At 58.2% G+C, this 23,042-nt stretch carries 18 protein-coding genes; 5 read left to right on the top strand and 13 right to left on the bottom strand.

Translation table 11 applies throughout. The annotated features are described in order from the left end of the window. Positions 1-41 precede the first annotated feature (41 nt). Positions 42-938 (bottom strand): LysR substrate-binding domain-containing protein, encoded by an 897-nt coding sequence (locus NJH59_RS08950; RefSeq protein ID WP_078480977.1) that lies wholly within the window; start codon positions 936-938, stop codon positions 42-44. Positions 939-1,097: 159 nt separating this feature from the next. On the opposite strand from NJH59_RS08950, the gene NJH59_RS08945 reads away from it, so the two are divergent. From NJH59_RS08945 to NJH59_RS08935, 3 genes are all read left to right on the top strand, one after another. Then, the gene (locus tag NJH59_RS08945; RefSeq protein WP_253086676.1) at positions 1,098-4,136 is read left to right on the top strand and encodes an FAD-binding and (Fe-S)-binding domain-containing protein; all 3,039 of its coding nucleotides are present in this window, start codon (positions 1,098-1,100) and stop codon (positions 4,134-4,136) included. Positions 4,137-4,173: 37 nt separating this feature from the next. Continuing rightward, entirely contained in the window at positions 4,174-4,893 is a 720-nt protein-coding gene (locus tag NJH59_RS08940) for a TraX family protein (protein ID WP_054914505.1), read from the top strand. A 78-nt stretch (positions 4,894-4,971) separates the two neighbouring features. Then, positions 4,972-5,376 (top strand): DUF2251 domain-containing protein, encoded by a 405-nt coding sequence (locus NJH59_RS08935; RefSeq protein ID WP_123752687.1) that lies wholly within the window; start codon positions 4,972-4,974, stop codon positions 5,374-5,376. 174 nt (positions 5,377-5,550) lie between these two features. Here the strand turns inward: NJH59_RS08935 and NJH59_RS08930 are convergent, their stop codons facing one another. The 10 genes from NJH59_RS08930 to NJH59_RS08885 all read right to left on the bottom strand — a co-directional run bounded on the left by NJH59_RS08930 (position 5,551) and on the right by NJH59_RS08885 (position 17,498). Then, entirely contained in the window at positions 5,551-6,051 is a 501-nt protein-coding gene (locus NJH59_RS08930) for a DUF4019 domain-containing protein (protein ID WP_058540192.1), read from the bottom strand. A gap of 53 nt (positions 6,052-6,104) precedes the next feature. Further along, the gene (locus tag NJH59_RS08925) at positions 6,105-6,536 is read right to left on the bottom strand and encodes an N-acetyltransferase (protein ID WP_253086709.1); all 432 of its coding nucleotides are present in this window, start codon (positions 6,534-6,536) and stop codon (positions 6,105-6,107) included. 423 nt (positions 6,537-6,959) lie between these two features. Further along, entirely contained in the window at positions 6,960-7,655 is a 696-nt protein-coding gene (locus NJH59_RS08920; protein WP_253086675.1) for a hypothetical protein, read from the bottom strand. A 90-nt stretch (positions 7,656-7,745) separates the two neighbouring features. Then, positions 7,746-8,879 carry a carbohydrate porin gene (locus NJH59_RS08915; protein WP_253086708.1) on the bottom strand — a complete coding sequence of 378 codons (1,134 nt, stop codon included), beginning with the start codon at positions 8,877-8,879 and terminating at the stop codon, positions 7,746-7,748. Positions 8,880-9,115: 236 nt separating this feature from the next. Next, positions 9,116-10,924, bottom strand: a complete 1,809-nt coding sequence (locus tag NJH59_RS08910) for a thiamine pyrophosphate-binding protein (RefSeq protein WP_253086674.1) — start codon at positions 10,922-10,924, stop codon at positions 9,116-9,118. Between the two features lie 90 nt (positions 10,925-11,014). Then, positions 11,015-12,589 (bottom strand): GMC family oxidoreductase, encoded by a 1,575-nt coding sequence (locus tag NJH59_RS08905; RefSeq protein WP_253086673.1) that lies wholly within the window; start codon positions 12,587-12,589, stop codon positions 11,015-11,017. A 523-nt stretch (positions 12,590-13,112) separates the two neighbouring features. Next, positions 13,113-13,313, bottom strand: a complete 201-nt coding sequence (gene thiS / locus NJH59_RS08900) for a sulfur carrier protein ThiS (RefSeq protein WP_253086672.1) — start codon at positions 13,311-13,313, stop codon at positions 13,113-13,115. Positions 13,314-13,347: 34 nt separating this feature from the next. Continuing rightward, positions 13,348-14,574 (bottom strand): MFS transporter, encoded by a 1,227-nt coding sequence (locus tag NJH59_RS08895; RefSeq protein ID WP_253086671.1) that lies wholly within the window; start codon positions 14,572-14,574, stop codon positions 13,348-13,350. Between the two features lie 184 nt (positions 14,575-14,758). Further along, positions 14,759-16,255, bottom strand: coding sequence for a CoA-acylating methylmalonate-semialdehyde dehydrogenase (locus NJH59_RS08890; RefSeq protein ID WP_253086670.1), 1,497 nt, complete (start codon positions 16,253-16,255; stop codon positions 14,759-14,761). A gap of 82 nt (positions 16,256-16,337) precedes the next feature. After that, positions 16,338-17,498, bottom strand: coding sequence for an iron-containing alcohol dehydrogenase (locus NJH59_RS08885; RefSeq protein ID WP_253086669.1), 1,161 nt, complete (start codon positions 17,496-17,498; stop codon positions 16,338-16,340). A gap of 620 nt (positions 17,499-18,118) precedes the next feature. Here NJH59_RS08885 and NJH59_RS08880 point away from each other — a divergent pair. Continuing rightward, positions 18,119-19,375: an MFS transporter gene (locus NJH59_RS08880; protein ID WP_116053979.1), complete on the top strand. Its 1,257-nt coding sequence runs from the start codon at positions 18,119-18,121 to the stop codon at positions 19,373-19,375. A 73-nt stretch (positions 19,376-19,448) separates the two neighbouring features. On the opposite strand, the gene NJH59_RS08875 is transcribed toward NJH59_RS08880, so the two are convergent. Beyond that, positions 19,449-20,234: an IclR family transcriptional regulator gene (locus tag NJH59_RS08875; RefSeq protein WP_043859787.1), complete on the bottom strand. Its 786-nt coding sequence runs from the start codon at positions 20,232-20,234 to the stop codon at positions 19,449-19,451. A 332-nt stretch (positions 20,235-20,566) separates the two neighbouring features. Here NJH59_RS08875 and NJH59_RS08870 point away from each other — a divergent pair, with 332 nt between their 5' ends. Next, positions 20,567-21,433 carry a helix-turn-helix transcriptional regulator gene (locus tag NJH59_RS08870; RefSeq protein ID WP_043859788.1) on the top strand — a complete coding sequence of 289 codons (867 nt, stop codon included), beginning with the start codon at positions 20,567-20,569 and terminating at the stop codon, positions 21,431-21,433. 83 nt (positions 21,434-21,516) lie between these two features. On the opposite strand, the gene hisD is transcribed toward NJH59_RS08870, so the two are convergent. Next, complete coding sequence (gene hisD, locus NJH59_RS08865; protein ID WP_088515025.1) at positions 21,517-22,824, bottom strand: histidinol dehydrogenase; 1,308 nt, start codon at positions 22,822-22,824, stop codon at positions 21,517-21,519. Positions 22,825-23,042: the final 218 nt, after the last annotated feature.

Raw genomic sequence — 23,042 nt, 5'->3', positions numbered from 1 at the left:
CGCCGGTAAGGCCGGCTCCTACATGGCGCCGGTAACGTCGCTCAGCTGTCGGGAAACTCGACCGACAGCAGCCACTGGGTGAACGCCTGCAGCGCTGGCAACTGCTGATAGCGCGTGGCGTAGGTGAGGTAGTAGCCACGCCCGCTGTCCACCGGCTCGAACAAGGCCACCAACTCGCCGCTGGCGATCTCGTCCTGCACCAGGATGCGTGGCACCAGCCCGATGCCGATACCGGCCACCGCCGCCTGGATCAGGTGGGCAGTCAGCTCGAAGCCCGGCCCCATGCGCATGGCCCGGTGCTGCAGGCCGTTCTGTTCGAACCAGTCGGCCCAGGCATGGGGGCGTGACACCACGCTGAGCAGGGCCTGCTGCGAGATGTCCGCCGGCGTCAGGCTGGCGTAGCCGGGCAGGGCGCCAGGGCTGGCCACCACCACCAGCGTCTCGGACAGCAGCCGATGCGCCACATGGCCGGGCCAATGCCCGGTGCCGACACTGATGAAGGCGTGCATCTGATCCTTGTCCTGCTCGGCCGGGGCAATGCGCGAATGCATGTGCACCAGCACGCCGGGGTGGCGGCGGTAGAAGTCATTCATGCGCGGCAGCAGCCACTTGGAGCCGAACGTGGGCAGCACCGCCAGGTGCAGCGGCCCGTCGCCGGCCTTGTGGGCGATGGTCTGCAGCGTGGCGTTGCGAATGCGGGCCAGGGCCGCGGCCAGCTCGTGGTGATACAGGGCGCCGGCGGCGGTGAGCTCGATATGCCGGCCCACGCGGCTGAACAACGCCACCTCCAGTTGCGCCTCCAGCGCCTGCACCTGGCGACTGACCGCACTTTGGGTCAGCGCCAGTTCTTCGGCCGCCTTGGTGAAGCTGCCATGGCGCGCCGAGGCCTCAAACGCGATAAGCACCGACATGGAAGGGGTGAGTCGTCTTGGATTCATTCATAAAGCTCATGCAAAAGTCACACGAAATTCAGTTGTAGGCCCGCGCCGCACACGGGAACATAGCCACATAAAGCATGCGGCAGACCTTGCCTGGCTGCCAAGCATACGTGTTTTGAATGTGACGCTGCGTCATATATCGCCTCAGGATCCCTTGTCATGATTGCTCTGCTTGCCCCCGACCGTGTCCCCGCCAGCCATTACCAGCGTTTTCTCGATGCACTGCAGAGCGAGGGCTTCAGGGGCGAGGTCGCGCGCGACATGGGCCTGCGTACCGTGCTGGCCACCGACAACTCCATCTACCAGCGCCTGCCCCAGGCGGCCGTGTTCCCCCGTGACGCGCAGGATGTCGAGTTGCTGGCACGCCTGGTCGCCCAGCCGCAGCATCGCTCGGTGGTGCTCACGCCGCGTGGCGGCGGTACCGGTACCAATGGCCAGTCGTTGACCGACGGGATCATCGTCGACCTGTCGCGGCACATGAACAACATCCTCGAGATCAACGTCGAGCAGCGCTGGGTGCGGGTGCAGAGCGGGGTGGTCAAGGACCAGTTGAACGCCGCGCTCAAGCCCCACGGCCTGTTCTTCGCGCCGGAACTGTCCACCTCCAACCGTGCCACCGTGGGCGGCATGATCAACACCGATGCCAGCGGGCAGGGCAGTTGCACCTATGGCAAGACCCGCGACCACGTGCTCGAACTGAGCACCGTGCTGCTGGGCGGCGCTCGCCTGGACACCGCACCGATCGACAACCCGCAGTTGCAGGCCTGTACCGCCCGTACCGACAAGGTCGGCGAAGTCTATCGCTGCGCCCAGGCCATTGCCGACGACAAGGCGGCGTTGATCGAGGCGATCTTTCCCAAGCTTAACCGCTGCCTGACCGGCTACGACCTGGCACACCTGCGCGAAACCCCGGACAGCTTCAACCTCAACAGCGTGCTGTGCGGTTCGGAAGGCTCGCTGGGCTTCATCGTCGAAGCCAGGCTCAATGTGCTGCCGATTCCCAAACACTCGATCCTGGTCAACGTGCAGTACGCCGCGTTCATGGATGCACTGCGCGACGCCAAGGCGCTGATGGCGCACAGCCCGCTGTCGATCGAGACGGTGGACTCCAAGGTATTGATGCTGGCGATGAAGGACATCGTGTGGCACGGCGTGGCCCAGTACTTCCCGCCGCACCCCGACACCCAGACCCTGGGCATCAACCTGATCGAGTTCAGCGGCGACGACCTGGATGCCCTTGAACAGACCGTCGACGCCTTTATCCAGCACCTGCAGCGCGACACCTCGGTGGTGCGCCTGGGCCATACCCTGGCGGTGGGTGCCCAGGCGGTGAACCAGGTGTACACCATGCGCAAGCGCTCGGTCGGTCTGCTGGGCAACGTGCAGGGCGAGGCACGCCCGCAGCCCTTTGTGGAAGACACCGCCGTGCCGCCGGAGAACCTTGCCGACTACATCTTCGAGTTTCGCGCCTTGCTCGACAGCCACGGCCTGCAGTACGGCATGTTCGGCCATGTGGATGCTGGCGTGCTGCACGTGCGGCCGATCCTGGACATGAAGGACCCGGCCCAGGCCCAGCTGATCCGGCCGATTTCCGACGCGGTCGCGGCGCTTACGCACAAGTACGGGGGCCTGCTGTGGGGCGAGCACGGCAAGGGCCTGCGCTCGCAGTACGTGCCGGACTTCTTCGGTGAGCTGTACCCGGCGCTGCAGGACCTCAAGGCCGCGTTCGACCCGTTCAACCAGCTCAACCCCGGCAAGATCGCCACCCCGTCGAGCGTGCCGGCGGCGCGCCTGACCGAGGTGGACGCGGTTACCCTGCGCGGCGACCTCGACCGCACCATCGACGAGCGCGTGTGGCAACACTATGAAAGCGCCGTGCACTGCAACGGCAACGGCGCGTGCTACAACTTCGACCCCAACGACGCCATGTGCCCGTCGTGGAAGGCCACGCGCAACCGCATCCACTCGCCCAAGGGCCGTGCCTCGCTGATTCGCGAATGGCTGCGCCGCCAGGGCGAGGCGGGGGTGGACGTGCTGAACCTGGCGGGAGCGGGCAGGGTAACCGGTGTAGCGCAGCGCACCTGGAACTCCCTGGCGCGCCTGGTTGGGCGCAAGGACTTCTCACATGAGGTGTACGAGGCGATGTCCGGTTGCCTGGCGTGCAAGTCGTGCGCAGGACAATGCCCGATCAAGGTCAACGTACCGGAGTTTCGCTCGCGCTTTCTGGAGCTGTACCACAGTCGTTACCTGCGCCCGATGAAGGACTACCTGATCGGCTCGCTGGAGTTCAGCATCCCGCACCTGGCGCGCTTGCCGCGACTGTACAACGCGATCATGGCCGCCACACCGGTGCGCTACGCGCTGCAGCACATGGCCGGCATGGTCGACAGCCCGCTGCTGAGCACCCATGACTTCGAAGCCGAGTGCAAGCGCTGGAACGTCAAGCAGGCAAGTGTGGGCGCCCTGGCCGCGTTGTCCGACGAACAGCGCAAGCGCAGCGTGATCCTGGTGCAGGACGCCTTCACCCGCTTCTTCGAAACGCCTCTGGCAGCCCAGTGGCTGGAGCTGATCAGCCGCCTAGGCTACCAGGTGTACCTGGCACCGTTTGCACCCAATGGCAAGCCGTTGCAGGTGCAGGGCTTTCTGGGGGCGTTCGCCAAGGCTGCGCAGTTCAACGCCAAGTCGCTGCTGATGTTGCAGGCCTCGGGCGTACCCCTGGTGGGCCTGGACCCGGCGATGACCCTGGTGTATCGCCAGGAATACCGCAAGACCCTGGGCAACGACGGTGCCCCGACCGTGGCCTTGCCGCAGGAGTGGCTGGTGTCGGTGCTGCCAGAATCGGCAGCGGTGGTCGACGAAGAGGTCTACCAGTTCCTGCCGCACTGCACCGAAAAGACCAACGAGCCGGCGGCGATCGCGCTGTGGCAGAAGGTGTTCGAGCGCATGGGGCTCAAGCTTCAGGTGCTTGCGAGCGGTTGCTGCGGGATGTCCGGTACCTATGGTCACGAGACCCGCAACGTGGCCACCTCCGCGATCATCTACCAGCAGTCCTGGCAACCGATCGTGGCCCGGCATGGGCAGGGTGGCCGGCTGCTGGCCGATGGTTATTCGTGCCGCAGCCAGGTCAAGCGCCAGCAGGGGCAGGGGTTGCAGCACCCGCTTGAGGTGTTGCTGGCGCGGGTAGCCCGGCAAGTGTGATGATGGCCTGGCCTTCCATTGACCCAAACGAGGAGCCATGACTGTAGCGACACGGCGCGATATCCCGCTGGACCTGATCAAGTGGCTGGCCATGCTGACCATGCTGTTGGATCATCTGCGCCTGTTGTGGCCCGACGCCCACGCCCTGTTCATACCCGGACGGCTGGCGTTCCCGCTGTTCTGCCTGGCGATCGCCGCCAACGTCGCGCGTTCGCGCCCTGGCCAGTTGCTCAGCCAAAGCAACACGCGCTACCTGGGCTGGATGCTGGTGTTCAGCGTGATATCCGAAGGGGTTTACCGCCCCATCAGTGCGCTGGGCGCCCTCAATGTGATGTTCACCCTGACCCTAGGGCTGCTGATTGCCTGGGGCTTTCAGCATCGCAACACGCTCAGTGCTGCCTTGGCCGTGGGCGCCGCTGTCGCGGCCGCCTGGCTGGACGAGCGGCTGATGTACGGATTTCTCGGCTGCCTGCTGCCGGCGGCCCTGCTGTTGGCCATCAAGCGGCCGGGGCCGGTATGGCTGGTGCCGGCCTTGCTCAGCGTGGCGGTCAATACCCGCAGCAGTTTGTGGGCGAGGGCGATGGAAGTGGACGCCTACTCACTGGCGGTACTCGGCACCGCGTTCCTTGCACCGCTGTTCGGCCTGTGGCTGTTACGCATGCCTCTCACCACCGGCATCTGGCCGGTACGCCATTGGGCGTACTGGTTCTACCCGGTGCATCTTGGCGCGCTGCAGGTCATACGCAAACTTATGTGAGTGCCGGGCCTTGCGAGCACTACGCAAGGCTAGGCATCATTCGCGCCTTCTTTTTATTCGGTGACAAGGACCGTTCGCATGCCCATCTACCTCGCAGCAGAGCAGGAACTCATCGTAGGCCAAGCCACTGTAGTCGAGGCGCCCGCACAGGAGGGGGCCTTTGTTGTGGTGTTCGAGGACGACGAGGAGACCGGCTACTTCTATGCACTTGACACCACCGCTACCGATAACCCGATTCAGGATGCGTTGCACATCTACAACGTGGACGAGGTAACTGATCGGCAAAAGCCTTCGACAGTGAAGGTCGGCTGGTCCATGGACCATAGCAAGGCGGTATTGCTGATCAACGATCGCCCTCATGCCGTGTTTGATTTCACGGGCAAGCAGGGCTATTGCCATACTGCATTTCCACCACCTGTGGGTAACGGCTGGTCGGAGCAGGGCCATGAGTGGAATGACGATGCGCTGAAATTGTTTGCCTGATGAGGCAGCAAATTGACCAGGAGGGGGCAGGGTACAGGTAGGCGTGACCAGCTGCTTTCCACATTTCAATATAACTCAACTAAATAGTCCTTTAGTTGAGTTATAAGAAAAGGCTAGTTTAGCGGGGAGCAGGGGCATCCTTGATCCGCTGCGAATCCAACCTCACCAACGCAACTAGAAGAGCCGCATTTTTGCAGCAACTTCGACGGTTTTACTGAGGTTGTAGCCGACAACGCGCCACTGTTCGTTTTCTTCAGCCAGCAGCACAGCCTCGGTGACGGTGAGGTTCGAAAAGGCCGATTGGGTCTGAACTGCAGCGTAATGCCCAGGCGGCGCATCAGGCAGCTGTTTGGTGAAGGTGATCTGTGCTCGATCACGTTGCTTCAACTCGCCCAGGCCCATGCGCAACGTCCCGATGCCTTTTACCCAGTTCGACTCGGTCGTGGTTGCCTTGAGCGCGGAGCCCGCTGTGGCCCAGGTCATGTCGGTTCTTCCGGCATCGAGCAACATCAGGAACTGCACAGCGGTATCGACCACCAGGCGTTGCTGTTGCGCAGAGCCTGGATCGGAGACTACGACTGCGGACGCCTGTGTACCGCTGGCGTTTGTGTTGAATGAAACATCGCAACCGGCAATCAGTAACAGGCTGCTTAGAACGGCGAAACATTGCTTCATGCAAAAACCTCGAAGGTTGAGGGGTCCAACGGACGAATGTGGCGTCCAGACGTTTAAAGGTGGCTCTTGTAGCTCATCAGGTATTCGGCATGGCCTGTCTGCGGATCGATCTGCTCTTTGGTCACTGTAAAACCCTGGGACTGGTAAAAAGCGATGCTGCGTGAATTCTCCTTGTAAACCGCCAGGCTCAATTCGGTGCGCAACGATTTGACGTGTTCGAGCAATTGACGACCCAGTCCGCGGCCTTGCTGGTCAGGGTCCACGAACAGTGCCGCCAGTTGGTTGTCCAGCAACGAGCAAAATCCCTGAACCGCCGATTTGTCTTCGATGACAATTGTCTGTGATGCAGGGATGTAGAGTTCGCGCATTGCCACGACATTGGATTGCCAATACGACGCGTCGATAAAGTCATGGGCCTTGATCGAAGCGCGCAACCAGATGTCGAGGACGCGTTCCATGTCTTGCGGTTCAAATGTTCTTACCATGTCGTCCCTTGAAGTGCGTGCAAGCGGTACAAAGCTTGTGAGTATGCCGCAAAGCGATTCGTGGTGGGAAAGCACGGGGGGCTCAGGGTTGAAATCTGGCCTGGCGTAGTCTTGAGCGGATGATACTGTAGTACGCATAATGTATATTATGTTAAATCGTGTGTAGCGTTGGTAAGTTCATGTATGTGATGTCTCGTGATGTTTCGTACTGCCGGCATACTGCTTCATGACCTGGACATGCTCATCATTCGGCCTGGCGATTGCCTTGGAGCTCAACACGGTCGCTCAGCCGGTCCTGCATCGATGCACTGCACCGATGTAGGCTCCTTGCTCCTTCCCCACACCATGCCGGTCGCCGGCGCCTTCTCATGGGGAGATTTCATCTGAATCAACAGTCAGGTGCACACGATCCAAACCTGATCATCACTCCGGGTGGAACTCGATAGCCAGCCAGATGCAGTCCGAATCGGAGTAGTAACGATGCCATGGGTACGTCGGAAGGCCGTTCTCTTCAACATGAGAGAACGGGTCATGGGTGTAGCCAGGCGCCATGACGATCTGCTCGTAGAGCGTGCTCTCGTCACGGTCCACAAACTTCTGGATGCGCCCTACCCCATGGATCTGAGTATGGATTTCCAGAAAGGGGTGCTCGTTATGCATGTAGCAATCAGTACCTGTCGGCGCCCACCACAGGTTAATGCGAACGTTGTAATCCCGGACATCAGCTGCCTCTTCACGCTGATTGGCGAAGACGAACGGATCAAGCTTCACCGACCCTACGTGGTCATAACGAGAGATGTACAGCGGAGTCGTACGAGGGAATTTGGCAAAGCGGTTGCCGAACCAATCCCATTCTCCAAAAACCAGCCCGCCCAGATTGGTTTCGGATTGAACACGCAAGACCGCGACGCGCTTGGCGCTGGTAATGATGCCGTTGAACAAGGTGGCCGACTTCCACCCTGGGATTACACTCGGTACCGGGCCGCCGATGTGCATGGGCTCATGGTCGAGGTTCACCACGACACCCCCTGCCACGGTAAAATTCCTGACGTTCTCAACAAGATAACTTTCTACAAACTCGTCCGAGAACTGCAATGGGCGCTGAATGTTAGTTTCCATGTGGTCATCCTCAATCTTCAAAAGCAAATGGGTTATAAACATGCAGTCTGCTCGCGGCCGTTTACCAACTAGCCAGCGGCCACACCATCATCATTCCCACCAATATTCTACTTGCGCACCAAAGTTACTACCATGATTAGCACCTCCAAACGGCCCCGTGGTAGACAAGGCTGATCCTTCTGCAATGGCATCAGCTGCACGCTGGGCAACATCGTTCCACCAGGCGTAGGTGTAATAGAATCTGATTTCAGGTCGATCCCAGAAGCCTGGGCCTTTAGGCGACCAGGTCGGCGCGACAGTGAATTTCGTCAGCTTGCGAGTGCCATCCGAAGCCTCTATCTGATCTCGCCCGATTTCTGTAACAATTTTGAATTGGTTCGTGATTGCATAGATGGGGCGCACACCCACGGATGTCCACTCCTGGCTTCCACCATCGTCCCGGATATCTTTCTGATATACCGCCTGAACCTGCCCGCTCCACTTTTCTGACATTTTCCAGTCAAAGTACTCGACCGCCCGCCAACTGCGATTAGTACGATCCAGGGTGACGTCACCGGTGTTGCCCAAGCCGGTTCCTGGCCCTTCACCGTATTGCAACGCGACGGTATTGACCCCACCCAGAAACGCATCCTGCTTGTGCTGCGCGGTCACGGCCCAACCACTGTTGCTGTCGTCTCGGCTCGGCTTGTCAAGAAAGCTGACGCCGAACTCAAGGTGACCATTGGGGTTGGAGCGAAAGCCACTTACGTTGAAGTCGTGCCGACTGACATCGTTCTTCTGGAACACGCTGTCTTTTCGCGAGAATGCGTAGCTGTATTTCAAGCCGTCGTATTCGAAGTTTTCGAGACCTGCGCCGGTAGCGCTTTGATCCCAATAATAGAAGTCCGAGATATGGATATCATTGCGTTTATAGAAACGACGACCCGCCCAGAGCGAACCACCGTTCAAGAAGCTGACATTGCTCCACTCGGTGTACATCTGGTTCATCCTGGCATAGCCGTAGTCGCCGGTAAAATCCAGTGAATGTCCATACGCATTGTATAACTGAGCCATCCCCTCAAGACTGACAACAGAACCGTCATCGAGCGTCAGGACATCTTGCCGCAAATCAAGTTCTATATACTGTTCACATTCGTTACCCAAACGATACTTTGAAGGTGCGCCGGGCAATTGAAAACAGGATTGCGTGCCCCCCGACGTTGCCCCACCTACCCCACTACGCATATAGCCGCTAAACTGCACTGCTTCTGACGCCGCAGACACACTGAATAAGACCGGAACGGCCAAGCAAATACGCTTACCGAGATTCATACCATTTCCTTTTTTCTTGTCATTAATTCGGATTGGCAGCACGTGACACGCATTGCGCGCGTCATAAAAGCGAAGTTCTAATCTTTATGGATTCTGACGGTGATAAGACACAGGCCGCCGAAGCGGCCCGGCCCGTATTACAAGACGGCTTAGAAGCCGCGGTTCTTGACGTACTCGTCGCGCAGGTCACCCAGGTAGGCGGGAACAGTAATGTCCCACCAGCCAGTCGGGTGCATGTTGCTGTACGGACGCTCGATGGAACAAATGGCCTCAACCAGGTACGGCTGACCGGATGCCATGGCGCGCTTGAGCGCAGCGCCGATTTGTGCAGGATCTTCAACGCGTTCGGCTTGTGCACCGAGCGACTTGGCGAAATCTGCGATGTTGGCCATGTAGCTGGTGCCGTCTGGCTTGCTGAAGTTGGTGATGATTTCGCGGTCCTCACCGAACATGTTCAGCTGCAGGTTGCGAATAGCACCCCAACCGCCGTTGTTGATGATGAGGAAGATCGCCGGAACCCCCATCATCACTGCAGTCGCCAGCTCCTGCCCGGTCTGCAGGAAGGCACCATCACCGCACACCGCTACAACGTGCTGGTTTGGCAGGCCCATCTGGGCGCCGATCGCGGCTGGTACAGCGAAGCCGATACCGGAGAAACCACCCGGGGTGATGTGCTGCTTAGGCCCATATACCGGAAACTCGTTGAAGACCTGGTTTTGCGGGTTGCTGGAGTCGGTAACGACCACAGTATCGCGTGGCAGTACCTTGCGTGCCTCGAAAAGCACCTGGGATACGCTCATCGGCGAGTGGTTGCAGGTACGCAGCGGATGCAGGTGCTCTTCCCACTTCGCCTTCAGCTCCTGCAGGCGCAGGAACTGAGGATCGCTGGTGTAGTCCTTGGCCGGTGCAGCCTCACGCAGGCCTGCCAGCAAGGCGTTCAGGATGGCACCGGCATCGCCCACGATACCGATTTCAGCTGGGTAGTTCTTGCCGATCTCGAAGCCATCGATGTCGATCTGAATCAACTTGGTCTTCGGAATATCGAAGGTCACACCTGGACGATACGACGAGGTGATACGGTCGCTGAAGCGGCAGCCAACGGCCAGAATGACGTCCGCTTCACGGGTCATGGCATTACCCGGGATCGAACCCAGGTCACCACACGGCCACGCGTACAGCGGGTGGTCTTCAGGGATGGAGCCTTTACCCATGAAGGAAGTGGTTACAGCGGCGCCGACGTGTTCTGCAATGGCAACCAGGTCAGGGCTGGCATTGGCAGCAATTACCCCCCCACCGGCGACAATCACCGGGCGCTGGGCGCAAAGCAACAGCTTGACCGCGTTTGCGATGTCGACGGGGTCGCCATGCAGACGACCGTGAGAACGGTGAGTCTGGGGTGCTGGCAGATCAATTGCGGCCTCTTCGGCTTGCAGATCCTGCGGCATGTTGATCAGCGCCGGGCCACGACGACCTTCCAGCATGACGTTGAAGGCCTGGGTCATTACACCAGGGATCTGATCAACATGGCTTGGCTGCCACCAGCGCTTGACCACCGGCTCGGCCATACGTGGGAAGTTGTCCGGATGCGGACGATCCAGCTCCTGTAGAACGCCTTTACCCATCATGTAGGTGTGCACACCGCCGCTGATGACCAATTGCGGCAGGGAGTCGGCGAACGCTGTGGCGATGCCGGTCAGTGTGTTGGTTGCACCTGGGCCGATCGATGCGCAGACTGCGGCGATCTGGCCGGTCGCACGGTAGTAGCCGTCGGCCATGTGCGAAGCGCCTTGCTCGTGCATAGCAGGAACAAGTGTGATTTCGTCTTTGCGATCAACAAAAGCGTCGAGCAGCGCAGTATTACCATGACCAGGAATGCCGAATACGTAAGGCACTTTTTCGCGGATCAAGTATTCGACAATGATTTCGCCGCCGGTCATTTTCTTTTTTGTATCAGCCATTTGCTGTTCCTCATTATTAAATAAAAGCTACTGCGAGCTGGTCGCACACATCAGTTCTGCATTCACGCCAGAGCGGCGCTGGCGGAACGCTTAACGCCTCACGGCGGCTCCATAGATCAAGGCCTTGGCCTTGGCTTCTGCGGGTTGTTTGGTGACATCGATGCCGAAATCTTTTTTCAGCATGTGATCGGCAGCCCGGAAGGCATTCGCTGCGATGGTCAACGCCGGGTTGACAGCGGCAGACGACGGCATGAACGAAGCATCAATCACGAAAAGATTGTCTTGATCGTGGCTGCGGCAATATTGGTCCAGCGCCGACGTCGCCGGGTCATTGCCAAACTTCACAGTTCCGCACTGGTGCGAAGTGGAGTGCTTCAACAACGGCTTGGTCAGTACAACCGGATAGCCACTCAACCTAATCAGCGACGCCAACTTCTTAACCAGGACTTTATGCGGCTTGAGATTGTTACGACGGATGTCGAGCTGGACCTTTCCATCCTTCCACAGCACCCGGTTGTTTGGATCAGGCAGATCTTCAGTAAATGCAATCCAGTCGATACTGTGCTTCGCCATTGTCACGCCCACGATCTTCGGCAGGTATGGCACATTGGCGGAGAGCATCCCACCTTGAAGCTTGCCCAGCATCTGGGCGTGTCCCAACGGGAACGAGTAATCATCAGCGCCAAAGTAGAACTCGTTCATCTGAAGCGTCTTTTGGAACACCGTGTCGTTCTCTTTCAACGAGAGGCCCATGAGCGCCGTCTGGTTGTGCGCCATGTAGTTGCGGCCTACCACCCCAGAGCTGTTCGCCACACCGTCTGGCGCCTGGGCACAGGCAGACCTGAGCAAAAGCGCAGCACTGTTGATCGCACCGCATGCCACGACGATCAGTTTCGCAGTCAGCACCTCGACCTTGCCGCTACGCATGACCTCAACGCCTGTCACCTGCTTGCCGTCCTCGGAAAGCAGCAGGCGTTGAACAAGCGTATTGGTCGACAGTGTCACTCGCCCGGTGGCCAAAGCTGGCTGAATCAAGGCCGTCTCAGCTTCGCTCTTGGCACCTACGCGGCAAGGAAAGCCGTCACAGGTCTTGCAGCGTATGCAATTGCCACCTTCAAAGTGATTCAGGCCCAACGGAAGTGCCGAAGTGCGTGCGCCGTAATCGCGCATCGATTTCGCCATCTGGGCGACGACGGGCTCGGTGGCCATCGCAGGGTACGGGTAGGCCTGGCTACGCCAGGGCGCGCTTGGATCGTCCGTGTCGTCGCCGTGAACGTTGAAGATCTCCTCGGCTTCCTGGTAATAAGGCTCGATGTCCTTGTAGCGATAGGGCCAGGCTGGCGACAGGCCTTCAACGTGAAGCAGGTCGTCGAAATCTTTCTCACGGAAACGGATCAGCGATGCACCATAGAACTTGGTGCAACCCCCTACGTTGTAATAGATGCTCGGGCGAAACGCTTCGCCCTTGGCGTCCAGCCAGGTGTCGTGCGCGGTGTACTTCTTTTCGAAGAACACCGAAGACACACTCCAGTTGTCCTGCTCGCGAGGAACCCAGTCGCCGCGCTCAAGGATGAGCACATTCACACCATTCTCAGCCAGACGACGGGCAGTGGCCCCGCCACCGACCCCGCTGCCTATTACAATGACATCAGGTTTTGTTTCCATCTTGTTCTTAGCCTCACTAATCACGTAACAGGCAGCTAACTGATGCGTCACAGGGCTGAACCTCCAACCTCTACCCACAGGCTCATCTCGGGCCCATGAAGCAACGCTAGTGGTGCCAGTATTTGCACTACGGCTTTCGAGCTCAATTTCGCAGCCCCCTCCAAAGGCGACGCACACTGACGCACTAAGTGAGCCCCCCAGCACGGCACGCCGCAGCCCCCCGAACTAGAGGGGTTGCGTGTGATTTAGCAACGTTGCTGGAGCCGCCCATGACGTGATTGGCACACGCCTAACTGTGCTTTAACGCTGGAACGCGTCGACTACGGAGCACAAGCCCCAGTCAGTGATTGGCATGTTCATCGCAGGTGACGCACTGGTGTACGGATTTCGAGGCATCCGGTCTGCCAGATGGGCCAGTCAAGCGTCTATCACCGCATGCTTCATGGCTGCGGCCAGCTGCAGCGGGTATAGCAGCCATCTGCTCGCTCGCCTCGACTAATCGCCTGAACAGTTGCACGCTCGCTCAACCCCCGCCGATGGCGTGCACCACCTCAAGCCTGTCGCCTTCGCAAATCTCGGTAATCGAATAAAGGCTTCGAGGAACGATATCCTGATTGAGCTCGACAGCTATGCGCAGATTGGAAAGCCCAAGAAGCTCGATCAGTCTCTCAACCGTCGCATCCAAGGGGAGATTGAAGTTTTCTCCATTCAGACTTACACGCACTTTTGCACCTCAACAAACCGGATGACACCGAACACTATGTACGGCTGCGGGAACGAACCGCTGGAACCAGGAAGAACACGATCGTCAACATCGCAAGAACCGGAGTCATCGCCATTCGCAACCCGAAGTGCTCTCCCAAAAAACCAAGCATGGGGGGACCGACCAGGAACGCGAAGTAGGCCGCCGTTGAGGCAATTGACACGCGAGCCTCCGGATCATTGGGCGTATCACCCGCGGCAGAAATACCAATCGGGAATCCGATGGAGACGCCAAGCCCCCAGAGCAACGCTGCAAGCCCGGCGAGTATCGGGTGGTTGATGAAGATCACACCTGCCAGGCCCGCCACGCCTAGCCCCAGGCAGGCCCGCAACACGCGATCACGACCAAAACGCTCGATGAAGTAGCTTCCAGCAAATCGCCCTATGGTCATCACGGCGGTAAAACCGGCATAGACGATCGAGCTGGCAGCGCCGCTGTAGCCATGGCCATCCACCATCAACAGCGGCAGCCAGTCGCTCGCCGCCCCTTCAGCCAGTGCAATTGCGAGCACAAGGATGCAGATCAACAGCAGCCGAACATCTTTCAAGTGCAAAGCCAGGCTGGGTGATTCAGCCGTCGAGTTCCCCTGCCCCGCCACCGGTCGCCTGCCAAGTCCCGGTCGGATGTGTCCCAAGGCAGTAGCCGCGATCACCATGCCCACTCCCACCGCGCAAAGCAGATGCAGGGCCACGGGAAACTTCATTGCAGTGAGCGCTATTCCGCATACAGCCCCTAGAAACGTCCCGAAGCTGAAAAAGCCGTGCAGTTGCGTCAGCACTGATCGTCGAATGATCTGCTCGACATTCGCTCCCTCTATGTTGAGAGCAATTTCGGCGGTTGCCATGCCGAGCCCGAAGGCAAACAAGCCTGCCGCCACAACCAGGGCAATGGAAAGTGACGCACCCACTGCCATGATCGATAAACTCAAAGCAACTGATGACACCCCAAACGATACGATGGGTTTGGTTCCGAAGTGCCGAACCAGTACCGCAGCGCTTAACACGCCAATGATCGAGCCCAAGGAAAGCCCGAACAGCACCATCCCCATTTCTGCGGTTGTGGCAGAGAGGCTGTCCCGAATATCTGGTGTGCGGGACACCCATGTCGCCATGCAAAGACCAATGATGAAAAACAGCGAAAAAAGCGCTCGACGGCGCTTGTAAATCGTGGCGTCAATTAGCCCCTCTGGAGCTTTCTCAACCGCAATATCAATGGAACTCACACCATCCTCCGTAAACTCCGCTGACAGCGGCCATTGCAGTGCTCACCACGCCTTGAAGAGTATTGATCAGCCCACCCGATGCGAACCATTTCGCAGCCCGGCCCACATCGACGCGAAGTGAAGCACTTTGGTTGGGGCAAAAAAAACCACCGCACCAGGCGGTGGTTATTCTGCGACTCGATCACTACTTCATGGTTGGCATCGAGAACTCTGCGCCCTCACGAACACTTGCCGACGGCCAGCGCTGCGTGATGGTTTTACGACGGGTGTAGAACCGGACGCCATCCGGGCCATAGGCGTGCAGGTCGCCAAACAGAGAGCGCTTCCAACCGCCGAAGCTGTGTGAAGCCACCGGTACCGGCAGCGGCACGTTGATTCCAACCATGCCCACCTGGATGTTGTCGCTGAAGTAACGGGCGGCTTCGCCATCGCGGGTGTAGATGCAGGTGCCATTGCCGTACTCATGAGCGTTGATCAGTTGCATGGCTTCTTGCATGGTGTTCACACGGATGACCTGCAGAACAGGGCCGAAAATTTCGGCCTTGTAGCTAGACATGTCGGCGGTGACCTTGTCGATCAAAGTTGCACCAACAAAGAAGCCATCTTCAAAGCCAGGGACGATGACGTCACGACCATCAACGACCACGCTGGCCCCCTGAGCTTCGGCGCTGGAGATGAAGCCGACAACCTTTTCCTGGTGCTGGCGAGTGATAACCGGCCCGAAGTCATTGCTACGCTCGGTGTGATTACCGACCTTCAGAGGCTTCATTGCCACCTGCAGCTTTTCGACCAGCGCGTCTGCTACTGCATCACCAACGGCGACAGCGACCGACAATGCCATGCAGCGCTCACCGGACGAGCCAAAGGCCGCACCAAGCAGGGAGTTCACCGCGTTATCAAGGTCTGCATCGGGCATCACGATCGCATGATTCTTCGCACCGCCAAGGGCCTGGCAGCGCTTGCCATACGCAGTGGCGGTGGAGTAGATGTACTCCGCGATCGGGGTCGAGCCCACGAAGCTGACGGCCTGGATACGAGGATCATGCAGCAGGGTATCAACTGCCTCCTTGTCACCGTTAACCACGTTCAGCACACCCTTTGGCAGGCCAGCTTCATGCAGCAGCTGAGCGATCAGCAGGGTTGAGCTAGGATCGCGTTCGGAAGGCTTGAGGATGAAACAGTTGCCGCAGACCAGGGCCATGGGCAACATCCACAACGGTACCATCACGGGGAAGTTGAACGGGGTAATGCCCGCCACAACACCCAGAGGCTGGAACTCGCTCCAGGAATCGATGTTCGGGCCTACGTTCTTGCTGTGCTCACCTTTGAGCAGTTCAGGAGCACCACACGCATACTCGACGTTCTCAATACCGCGCTGCAGTTCGCCAGCGGCGTCGTGGGAGATTTTGCCGTGCTCCTCACCAATGAGAGTGCAGATACGCTCAGCATGCTGCTCCAGCAATTCCTTGAAGCGGTACATGACGCGGGCCCGTTTCATCGGCGGGGTATCCCGCCAGGCGGGGAATGCAGCCTCTGCCGCGGCAATCGCCTCCTCAACAGTGGCCTTGCTGGCCAGGGCGACCCATTTCTCTACCTTGCCGGTAGCCGGGTTGAAGACATCCTGAATACGGTTGTCATCCAGGCGAACTTCGCCGTTGATCAAATGCCCGATCGTGTTCATCTAATAATCTCCTACTTCGAATTCAAAAAATGCGCTAGCTACGGTTAGTCGCGACACCAGCGTTAAGCACAAACGGGACAGTTCACCGCCAGAGAGCCTGGTACAGCTCCACCATCTCTTCTACGCTCGGTACTCGCGGATTGTTGCCTGGAGAGCCCGAAGCCAGTGCCTGTTCAGCCATGGTCGTCACCACTTCATCAAAGCGCTCGCGGGTCACACCAAACTCTTGGAGAGTTGGCACCGACAGGTCGCGATTGATCGCTTCCAGGAAGCTGACAAGCCGTGCATTGGCAACCGCATCCGGATCGCTTGGGCTTGCCACCCCAATGGAACGCGAGCATTGGGCATAGCGCTCCGGCGCAGACGAGATTGAGTACGCCGTCACGGACGGCAGGAGCATGGCGTTCGACAGACCGTGAGGCACATGGAAGAAAGCGCCGATGGGACGACTCATGCCATGCACCAGGGCAACGGAAGCGTTGGAGAACGCGATACCGGCCAGCGTTGAGCCGATCATCATGGCTTCGCGCGCCTCCTCATCAGATCCGTTTTCGTAAACCCGGCGAAGGTTCGGCCCGATCAAGCGCATTGCTGCCAGTGCTTGCGTATCGCTGTAAGGGTTGGCCTTACGACTGACGTATGCCTCGATGGCATGAGTCAGCGCATCGATGCCGGTATCGGCCGTTGTTCGAACAGGCAGAGTCAGCGTGAGCTTGTAGTCGATCAACGCGGCAACAGGCATGAAGCCCACACCTGCGCAGAGCAACTTCTCGTCAGTCTTTTCATTGGTGATGATCGTAAAGCGCGTCACTTCCGACCCGGTGCCTGCCGTTGTAGGAACAGCGACGATCGGCAGGCCTGCCTCGTTGACCTGGCGGGGGAAACGATAGTCCTGAATCTCGCCGCCGAACTTGCCCAGGATGGCAATCGCCTTGGCGCTATCGATTGGGCTACCGCCTCCAAGCGCGACAATCGAGTCGAAGCTCCCCTCTCGCACCCGGGCAACGCCGGCAGCGATGGAAGCAGCAGTGGGCTCGGGCACGGTGTCGTCGAACACCTCGGAAGGGATATCCCGCTCCGACAGCAACGAGGTCAGGCGCTCGGCATAGCCCAGCTTGACCATCACCTTGTCCGTGATGATCAAAGGTCGCCGGCAGCCCAGCGAGTTGAGCACATCTGGCAATTTGAGGCTGGCATCGCCTCCGATTTCCATGATTCGCGGCAGGATGGCTTGTACCGACATGGATCACACCTCCAGGCTTTTCAGAAGCCAATATTTTTATATAACGAGACAAAACGTATCGCTATTGGCTTTTTATGTCGAGGGTGTCTTGGTGATTTTTTTCGTGCCTGCAAGGCCGGCACTCTCGATTGCGAAGGGCAAAAAAGCTGCAAACCCATCTGCTACAGGGCTCTCAGGATTTGATGCACGGCTCAGATGTTCGGCGATGCGGCGATTCACACCGAACCATGCGCTGCGACTGTGCTGCGGGATTGTTCGCGGAGTGCGTCGAGGTTGCTTCAGAGTGCGTCTATCAGGATCGCGATGCGAAATTGTGAGGCAGTGACTCCGTCAGTTAAAAATCGAGTCACCGGTTCTTGCAGGGATGCGTAGAGCGCACGGAGAACCCGGGAAGCTGGAGCTGCCTGGTCACTCGACCAGCAGATCGAGCCTGAGGAATCAACCAGGTGCAAGATAGAGCGAGCAGCACCGTTGCGAATCAAGCGCGCAAGCTAACAGTGGCGATAACAGCCAAAACAACAAGCAGTAGACGTCAAGATTCATCACTGTCTAAAAGCCTTAGGCAATAACAATCCAATCAAGGAAGAGCAATCCCAAGCTACTTCCGGGCAGGTGATAAAATGCAATCCAACAATCAAAACAGTTCTCTCGTGACACCCAAAATCCGCAATGCGCGCATGGCAACCTTCTCTGGCTTCATGCTTCTGGGCGCCCTCTTCTACACGTGGTCTGTCGGCGTCACTGCATTTCGCAATCACCTTGGCCTCTCCGGGAGCCTGGGCGACATGGACTTCGGCATGCTGGCACTGGGTATCGCCGTGGGTGCTGCGTTCGGCGCTTTCCTGGTCGGCTACGCGGTCGACTACTTCAGTCCGCGAGCTGTATTGCGAGTACTCCTCTGCGCCTATCCGGTCTCGTTCATTTGCTTGGCGGTGGCCCCTGAATACTGGTTCGCCATGGTGTTCGCCTGCATGCTCGGTTTCTTGCGCGGCGCCACAGACACAGCCCTGAACGCGCATGGTGTGGAGGTCGAGAGGTACTATCAACGCCCCATCATGTCCTCTTTCCACGCCTTCTTCTCACTGGGTGGCTTCCTGTTCGGCTTCATCGCCAGCTACCTGGCCGGCTTCTCCACCGACAGTGCCATTATTCCTTTCACAACCGCAGGCGTGTCACTTGCCATCCTGGGTCTGATTACCAGCAAATTCATGCTCGGCAAAGATGACCTTCTGCCTGTACCAACACCAACCGGTGCTGCTGCCTCGACCAGCCAGATGGATTGGCGCGTACTGTCTCTGATGGTCGTATTCGGCCTCATCCTGATCGCCGGCATGATTGGTGAGAGCTCTGTCAGCGACTGGGGACAGGAATTCATGCACCGCGAGCGCGGCATGAGCATCACCACCGCAGGCATGGCCATCAGCCTTTACACTGGTGCCGGCTTCATTGCTCGCCTGACCGGTGACTGGCTGGCGGCGCGAATTGGCCGCGCAAGCATGCTGTTCCTGAGCTGCGTCGTATCGATCGTCGGCATGCTCTGTGCCACCCTTAGCAAAGAGCCGCTCATGAGCGTCGTCGGCTGTGCGCTACTGGGTGCAGGTCTGGCTTGCATCGCTCCTCTGATGCTGGGTGCGGCCGGCCAGAAGGATCCTGCGAACGCAGGCCGAAACGTGGGCATCGTCAACGGCATCGGTTTCTTCGGCATGCTCGGCGGCCCAGCTATCTACTCGCTGATCATTACCACCTACGGAATCGAAGCACTCTTCTACCTGCCGCTGGTACTCATGGCGATCGTCACCGTCATCGCCCCGCTGAGCGTACGCGCCAAGCCAGCTAACCAGGCGTGCACCACCCCCGGAAATCTCGCCGTGCGTTAAGCGCCGGCTCGCCAGGTCTCAGCACCACCCGCATAAACCAGGGGCTCCCTGGTTTATGCGTTATCAGGACGCCCTACTCCTCCCCCAAGGGTTCCTCCACCAGGCTCGACAGTTCCGCCGCCGCCTGCTGAAGGTTTGGCTGGAATCGGAGCAGATCCGCCAGGCTCTTCCTCACCGTCGGTGCATGCGCGTAGAGGCACGCCATGAGGCGCCCACTTGCATCCTTGATAGGCACCGCGCAAGCCACCATGCCCTCTACAAACTCCTCGTTATCGATACCGATCTCTGTCGACCTGATCTTCAACAGCTCAAGCTCCAGTTGCTCAGCACTGGTAATAGTATTTTTCGAGAGCCGCTTGAGGGCGAGATTTTGAAGTATTTGCTGGCGGCGAGACTTAGAGAATGTGCTCAAGTACAACTTCCCACTGGCCGTGCACCACATGGGAACATGCGCCCCCTCAGGAAGGTGCAACTGCAATGGCCAGTCACTTTGAACACGGTCGTAATACACCATATCAATACCGTCGGGCATCGCGATGCCACAAGTCTCATCCAACTCACTTGACAGTCGACGCAAAATTGATTGCCGGAGCGCCTTGTAGCGACTGGCGTAAATGACGCCCATGGCTATTTTATGAAGCCGCGCTGTTGGCACAACCAGCCCACGCATATTGGTTTGGAGATAACCATCAGCCTGAATCTGTTGAAGCAAGCGATGAATACTTGGCTTCGGAATATCCAACATAAATGCCAGGTCTGCCGGGGACAGGGCCGCCTTGGCCAGCGCGACAGCCTCGATAATCTCCATGACGCGCGAGATGGAGGATCCCTTAATCCTACCAGTGTTACTTTCACTCATTCAAAACACCATTTTGTCATAAGTCAGTTACGGAACATGCAGCGGCGTGCCCACCCTCAAAGACCTGAAACAGAGCGGATACATTGCTCGACACAGTAGACCGAACGTCGATTCTGACGCAGAATGTACAGGATTGAGACAGCAAAACTCAAAAATCGGAGAATGCCATTGAAAACCCTGCCTTGCTTCAGATGGCACAAAGCATGCTTGAGTTTTCAATCACCGTGTAGCTCGATGAAGTGTGTGCCCCCAGTTTCCTCCAGTATTGGGAGTGATACTGCCGAAGCTTACAGCTTGGGCGGGCCGCTATTCGTAGTGGAGGATTATAAGAAATGCCTGTAACGATTACGCCCAATCTAGTTGAACGCAGTCAAAACCGGTACGACTTGCAGCTCAATCTTCAGAAAAACTTAATGACGCTTGTAGAGTCCTGCCGTTCTGTTGCAGACCTGTGTCGAAAAGTTGATGTCAATCGGCAACAGTTCAACAAGTATCTCGCGGGACAGCACCTGCCTTCTCAGAAAATCCTGCAGAAAATCTCCAGGTATTTCATGATGGAGGTTGACGACTTATTCCGATCGCCCCTTGAGTTTAAAAGCTTCTACGAAGGATTTGAAAACGAACTGCCGATGGGGCTCCGCTCATCAAAAGAGTTCACGCACTTCTTGCCACTGGCCAAAAACTCGCCTGAGCAATTGAACGATTATCTGGGTGTTTATTACCGCTATCACAACTCGTCAATTTACAAGGGTCGCATTCTTCGCTCGGTCACCTGCCTGTACCGCGCTGAGTCGATGGTGCAGTACGTCACCGTGGAACGCTTCCCGCTGCTGGATGGCAGTGGAAAAATCGGCTGCTCGTTCACCTATCACGGGTTCTGCTTGTTGCTGGGCGACCGAATCTTCATGATCGACTTTGAGAGCAAGCAGCGCAACGAGATTACCTGCTCGATCCTTACGCCACAGCACCGACGCCCCATTCGCTTCCTCTACGGCCTGATAACCGGTGTAGCGTCCACGTCCTACCGGCAGCCGTTCTCTACGCGCATGGCGCTTGGATACGTGGACAAAGGGCTGATCCGCCGCGAGCACCTCAGGAACGCGACTGTGATACTGCCCAGCGACCTGTCCGTGCCGCTGGAAGTGCGCGAGTACATGACAGGGGATAGCTCGACCATCCTGTGGGGTGGTGAGGGCTGAGTCAGCACGCGCGCCACTCGCAAACCGGGCAAACGAAAAAAGGCTGGTCATCACTGACCAGCCTTTTTCATGAGCGCACGGTGTTACTCAGCAGCCGCACCGAACGGAACATCCTTACCGCCGTAGCGGCGAACACGAATGTTGGCCTGCTCGGCGTGGCCAGTGAATTTCTCCAGGATACACAGACGGGAGCAGTATTCACCGATCATGGCCGAGGCCTCGTCTGTGAGGATGCGCTGATACGTACAGGTCTTCAGGAACTTGCCAACCCACAGACCGCCGGTGTAACGAGCAGCACGCGAAGTAGGCAGCGTGTGGTTGGTACCGATCACCTTGTCGCCATACGCAACGTTGGTGCGGGCGCCCAGGAACAGCGCGCCGTAATTCTGCAGGTTGTTCAGGAAGTAGTCCGGATCACGAGTCATCACCTGGACGTGCTCGGAAGCCAGACGGTTCGCTTCCACGATCATCTCTTCCTGGCTTTGGCAGATGATAACCTCACCGTAGTTGTCCCAAGCCTTGCGCGCGATCTCAGCAGTGTCCAACAGCCCCAGCAGACGCTCGATCTCAGCCAGGGTGTCTTCACCCAGCTTGCGCGAGGTCGTAATCAGCACTGCCGGCGAGGTCGGGCCATGCTCAGCCTGACCTAGCAGGTCGGTTGCCACCAGCTCGCCGTCAACCGAGTCATCCGCAACAACCAGGGTCTCGGTAGGGCCAGCGATCAGGTCGATACCGATCTTGCCGAACAGCTGACGCTTGGCTTCTGCAACGTAGGCGTTACCTGGGCCAACGATCATGTCGACCTCAGGGAATTCACCGATACCCAAGGCCATCGAAGCAACGGCTTGCACACCACCGATACAGTAGATCTCATCGGCGCCGGCCAAGTGAATTGCAGCGATCACCGGAGCGCTTGGACGGCCTTCGAAGGGCGGGGAAGTCGCGATAACCTTCTTCGCACCGGCGACCTTGGCAGTAATGATGCCCATGTGAGCCGAGGCCAACAGCGGGTACTTGCCACTCGGGATGTAACAGCCAACCGTCTCAACCGGGATGTTCTTGTGACCCAGAATCACGCCAGGCAGCGTCTCGACCTCGATGTCTTTCATCGAGTTGCGCTGATGCTGAGCGAAGTTACGAACCTGCGCCTGAGCAAACTTGATGTCATCAATCTGCTGCGGGGTCAGCTCGGCCAGGCATTCGTCGATTTGCGCTTGAGTCAGGCGGAAGCTGGCGGGGTCCCATTTATCAAACGTTGCCGAGTATTGGTGAACTGCCACTTCGCCGCGGTTGCTGATGTCGGAAATCATCTCCTCGACGATTCGGCGTACTTGTACGCTGTCCGCCTCTCCAGCTGGCTGAGTGGTTGAAGATTTCAGATAGTACGCCATGGGTTGTTCCCTTTTGTTGATTTGCTTCGCCTAGGACGGATGCGCTCAAAATGAGCTTGGTTCTCCCATCCGATGAGCGAAGTATTCCCAAGAGTCCATAGCGCGCTCAATTTCGCAGCTCCAACCTGATTGACGCACAGTGACGCATTTGCAGGCGTAGTTTGAGAAAAAACCCAGCAGTCCCCGTACGGCAGGCTCAAGTCCCGGCGTAGCAGCCA

Origin of the sequence: Pseudomonas sp. VE 267-6A (genome assembly GCF_024126555.1) — a bacterium.
Lineage (GTDB): Bacteria > Pseudomonadota > Gammaproteobacteria > Pseudomonadales > Pseudomonadaceae > Aquipseudomonas > Aquipseudomonas palmensis.
This window is presented reverse-complemented; position numbering and strand designations above follow the sequence as displayed.

Excerpts from the sequence above, each read along its gene's own strand:
- NJH59_RS08950 (WP_078480977.1), bottom strand. The coding sequence starts at position 938 with ATGAATCCAAGACGACTCACCCCTTCCATGTCGGTGCTTATCGCGTTT.
- NJH59_RS08945 (WP_253086676.1), top strand. The coding sequence starts at position 1,098 with ATGATTGCTCTGCTTGCCCCCGACCGTGTCCCCGCCAGCCATTACCAG.
- NJH59_RS08940 (WP_054914505.1), top strand. The coding sequence starts at position 4,174 with ATGACTGTAGCGACACGGCGCGATATCCCGCTGGACCTGATCAAGTGG.
- NJH59_RS08935 (WP_123752687.1), top strand. The coding sequence starts at position 4,972 with ATGCCCATCTACCTCGCAGCAGAGCAGGAACTCATCGTAGGCCAAGCC.
- NJH59_RS08930 (WP_058540192.1), bottom strand. The coding sequence starts at position 6,051 with ATGAAGCAATGTTTCGCCGTTCTAAGCAGCCTGTTACTGATTGCCGGT.
- NJH59_RS08925 (WP_253086709.1), bottom strand. The coding sequence starts at position 6,536 with ATGGTAAGAACATTTGAACCGCAAGACATGGAACGCGTCCTCGACATC.
- NJH59_RS08920 (WP_253086675.1), bottom strand. The coding sequence starts at position 7,655 with ATGGAAACTAACATTCAGCGCCCATTGCAGTTCTCGGACGAGTTTGTA.
- NJH59_RS08915 (WP_253086708.1), bottom strand. The coding sequence starts at position 8,879 with ATGCGTAGTGGGGTAGGTGGGGCAACGTCGGGGGGCACGCAATCCTGT.
- NJH59_RS08910 (WP_253086674.1), bottom strand. The coding sequence starts at position 10,924 with ATGGCTGATACAAAAAAGAAAATGACCGGCGGCGAAATCATTGTCGAA.
- NJH59_RS08905 (WP_253086673.1), bottom strand. The coding sequence starts at position 12,589 with ATGGAAACAAAACCTGATGTCATTGTAATAGGCAGCGGGGTCGGTGGC.
- NJH59_RS08890 (WP_253086670.1), bottom strand. The coding sequence starts at position 16,255 with ATGAACACGATCGGGCATTTGATCAACGGCGAAGTTCGCCTGGATGAC.
- NJH59_RS08885 (WP_253086669.1), bottom strand. The coding sequence starts at position 17,498 with ATGTCGGTACAAGCCATCCTGCCGCGAATCATGGAAATCGGAGGCGAT.
- NJH59_RS08880 (WP_116053979.1), top strand. The coding sequence starts at position 18,119 with ATGCAATCCAACAATCAAAACAGTTCTCTCGTGACACCCAAAATCCGC.
- NJH59_RS08875 (WP_043859787.1), bottom strand. The coding sequence starts at position 20,234 with ATGAGTGAAAGTAACACTGGTAGGATTAAGGGATCCTCCATCTCGCGC.
- NJH59_RS08870 (WP_043859788.1), top strand. The coding sequence starts at position 20,567 with ATGCCTGTAACGATTACGCCCAATCTAGTTGAACGCAGTCAAAACCGG.
- hisD (WP_088515025.1), bottom strand. The coding sequence starts at position 22,824 with ATGGCGTACTATCTGAAATCTTCAACCACTCAGCCAGCTGGAGAGGCG.